General features: G+C 62.6%; 5 protein-coding genes. 3 read left to right on the forward strand and 2 right to left on the reverse strand.

The features are described from left to right. The 3 genes from AC1DT2_RS18485 to AC1DT2_RS18495 form a co-directional block, all read left to right on the forward strand. On the forward strand, positions 1-444 hold a 444-nt coding region (locus AC1DT2_RS18485), incomplete at its 5' end, for an SAM-dependent methyltransferase (protein WP_477297935.1). A 178-nt stretch (positions 445-622) separates the two neighbouring features. Next, positions 623-928, forward strand: a complete 306-nt coding sequence (locus tag AC1DT2_RS18490; protein WP_477297936.1) for a hypothetical protein — start codon at positions 623-625, stop codon at positions 926-928. A 130-nt stretch (positions 929-1,058) separates the two neighbouring features. Next, positions 1,059-2,735: a GGDEF domain-containing protein gene (locus tag AC1DT2_RS18495; protein WP_477297937.1), complete on the forward strand. Its 1,677-nt coding sequence runs from the start codon at positions 1,059-1,061 to the stop codon at positions 2,733-2,735. 173 nt (positions 2,736-2,908) lie between these two features. On the opposite strand, the gene ykgO is transcribed toward AC1DT2_RS18495, so the two are convergent. Continuing rightward, positions 2,909-3,034 (reverse strand): type B 50S ribosomal protein L36, encoded by a 126-nt coding sequence (gene ykgO, locus AC1DT2_RS18500; protein ID WP_029213509.1) that lies wholly within the window; start codon positions 3,032-3,034, stop codon positions 2,909-2,911. Positions 3,035-3,122: 88 nt separating this feature from the next. After that, the coding region (locus AC1DT2_RS18505) for a LysR substrate-binding domain-containing protein (RefSeq protein WP_477297939.1) at positions 3,123-3,453 on the reverse strand (331 nt) is incomplete at its 5' end.

A 3,453-nucleotide genomic window follows, 5' to 3' on the forward strand; every position in this document is an offset into this window, starting at 1 on the left:
CGTATGGAGCCCGGCGTCTCGTCGGAGGACTGCCTCTACGCGGACCTCGGCATCGACCCGGGCTTGCTTGGCTGCCAGCATTTCGAGGCTACGCAATTCCTGCTGCACAAGCGCAATGTCGATCCGTCGGCCTGGTTRTTCCTCTGGCAGGTAGGCCAGGTAGGCGACCTCTCCCTGGGCAAGCGCGGCACCGGTGAGCCCTATCGCCAGATCCTCGTCGACGTGCTCGCCCGGCATTATCCGCTCGACCATCCGGTCATCATCTACAGCGTSCCGACGCTGCCGATCGAGGCGCCGTCCATTCGGCGCATCCGCCTGGCCGACCTTGCGGCGACGCACGTCAGCACATCGGACACCGTGGCGCTGGCTCCCGCCCGTGCGATGGTCCCCGATGCCGGAATCCGCAGCCGCCTGGAATCGCTGATGCGATCCGAGGCGGCTTAATGGTGGTTCCCTGACCTCACATCCGAAGGGACGGGCCAACCGGCTCATCCCTTCGGCCGAGTCCCTTTGGCTGGCTTTACACGACCGGGCCGTCTGGCGGTATCATCGCCGCGCGAGCGACCTCGTGGGGAGGAGACGCCGTTAAAGCCCGGCAAGTCCGGTGCGCAGGGGATGAGGTATGGGGAACGTTGTCGAGTTTCTGGCTCGCGTGGGACAGGATGCCGCCCTGCGTCACGCATCGGGCGAGCAGATGGCCGCCGAGCTCGAAGCCGCCGGTATCGCGCCGGAACTGAGCGCTGAGATCCACGCCGGCAACGCCGGTGGCCTTCGTTTGCTCCTCGGGCAGGGCGTGTTTTTTGCAGCGCTGATGCCGCCCGGCCCGGATGAGGACCGCGAAGAAGAGGACGATCGTCAGGACGACGAAGAAGATGAGGAAGGCGACGAGAAGCTTTCCCTGTCTTCCGAGTCGCACACGCGTCTCTGATCCGATGAGGCGGGCATGCCGCCAACTGCGATGGATGCTGGCGRTCGGTCTTCTGGTCGTCAGCGATCTCGTGGCCGGTGCAGCACCTTCGTCCCAGAACGGTGCGACTGTCGCGGCCGATTCTATCGAGGTGGCCGATACCATCAAGCTTGCGGACTTCCCGCGTTTCAGCGAGATGCTGTCGAAGCTGGACGCCAACGACGCCTCGCTCACCGACTACTCGCGCTGGAAGCTTCGTTACCTGCTTGGGTGGCGCGCGGTCTACCTTGGCAATTTCGAAGGTGCCCGAGTCCTTCTTGACGACGTTGCGGACAACGCACCGAACAATCTGCTGCGGTTCCGTGCCCTTGCCACGCTGGTAAATCTCCTGGGCGAAGGGCATCGCTACCAGGCGGCGTTCGTTCGCCTCAGCCAGCTTCAGGACATGATGCCGTCCATCAGGGACTCCAATGCGCGTTTTCAGGGCTTGGGCGAGGCATCCCAGCTACTGAGTGCCGCGGGCCAATACGATCAGGCCGAGGCGTACGCCAGGATGATGATCGACGACCCGCCGCCGGGCCAGAGCATCTGTAAGGGTGCGGAGCATCTGTTGCGTGCACAGCGCGACGCCAAGAAGATCGGCACGCTCGATCCCCTGTTCGCTCGCGCGATCGATGTTTGCATGGCTACCGGTGACACGTTGTTCGGGCAGATCATGCGTGGTGATATGGCCTGGATCTATCTCGCGCAGGGGCGGCCGGAAGATGCGGTTGCCTTGCTGACGCAGTATGGCGATGCGATGCGCCAGCTCAACTACGCCACGCTCTCGTCGGAAACGGACGGTACGCTTGCCCTGGCTTATTTCCGCCTGGGCAAAATGGCGGAAGCGCGCCGTTACGCCAATTCGGCGATCGCGCATTCGGTTAAAGGTGAGTACACCGAGGCTGTTATCGAAGCCTACGAAGTGCTCTATCGCGTGGAGAAGCAGGCCGGAAACGCTGCGGCCTCGCTCGCTTACCATGAGCAGTACATGGCGGCGGACAAGGCTTATCTCACCGATGTCGGAGCCCGCGGACTGGCGTTCCAATTGGTCGACCAGCAGGTGGCGGCCAAGAAGGCCGAAGTCGAGTCACTCAACAAGCAGAATGAAATCCTGCGTCTGAATGGCGCGCTCGATCGCAAGGACGTCGAAACCAGTCGTCTTTATATCGTCATTCTCGCTGCCAGCCTTGCGGCCATCGTCTGGTTGGTTCTTTGGCTGCGCCGCTCACAGATGCGTTTCATGAAGCTGGCGCGTCGTGACGGCCTGACAGGTATCTGCAATCGGGAACACTTCGTCGAGCAGGCCGATCGAGTGCTTGCCTATGGGGCGCGTTCCGACCGTGGGCTCTGTCTGATCCTGTTCGATCTGGATCACTTCAAGAACGTCAACGATACCTACGGTCATGCCGTAGGCGACGAAGTGCTTAAGCGTGCGGTCGATGTCTGCCATCGTGCCTTGCACGCCTGCGATGTGTTCGGTCGTCTGGGTGGTGAGGAGTTCGCGGTCCTGTTGCCCGATTGCAGTCCGGCACAGGCACGCGCACGTGCTGAACAGCTGCGGTTGTCCATCTCGGCGACAGCCTCTACGCCGACGCGTCCCGAGCTGGCGGTGACCGCGAGCTTCGGTGTCTCATCCACGTTGCAATGCGGCTTCGAGTTGCACCGGCTGCTTGTGGTTGCCGATGCGGCGCTTTATCGGGCGAAGCGGGCAGGGCGCAATTGCGTCTTCATGGGCGACACCGGTGATATTCCGGATTCGCCCTACCTGGCCGAAGCGCGTGGGTAGTGTGGGAGCCGGCTATGCCGGCGATGAGGGTCACCGCCACCTGGCTATCGCCGCTGAAGCGGCTCCCACAGGGTCACCGCCACCTGGCTATCGCCGCTGAAGCGGCTCCCACACTATCAGGCATAAAAAAAGGCCGCTTTCGCGGCCTTCTTTTTACCCGTCGCAGCTAAAGATTAGCGCTGACGAGCCTTGAAACGGGGGTTGCTCTTGCAGATCACGAACACTTTGCCGCGACGGCGAACGACTTTGCAGTCACGGTGACGCGACTTCGCGGACTTCAAAGAGGAAAGCACCTTCACGGCTAGCTCCTGAAACTTTAAGGACAAGGAAAAACGGAATTGTAGCGATCCGCTCGGCGTTACGCAAGCGCCGGGAAAGATTGACCTTTCAGGCAAGGCCAAGCGCGGTACGTGCTTCGCGCACCGTGCGCAGGAAGCTATCGAGCACGGGAGACGTATTGTCCACGCGACTGGCTACAGCAAGCAACAGGTGAGCTTCCGGATCGTCCACCGGCACGAAGGCCACGCCGTCCAGGTGGACGGCGCGCAGCGAGCCCGGCACGAGTGCCAGGCCCAGTCCGGCGGCCACCAGTGGCAGCAGGGAAGGGATCTGCTGCGCTTCCTGGCGAACGTTGGGGCGGAATTTCGCCTTATTCGCCAGCAGCATCAGCCTGTCGATCAGGGTCGCCGCATGGGCGCGGGGCGGGGCGACGAAGCGC

The organism is Luteibacter sp. P4_E6, assembly GCF_056401535.1.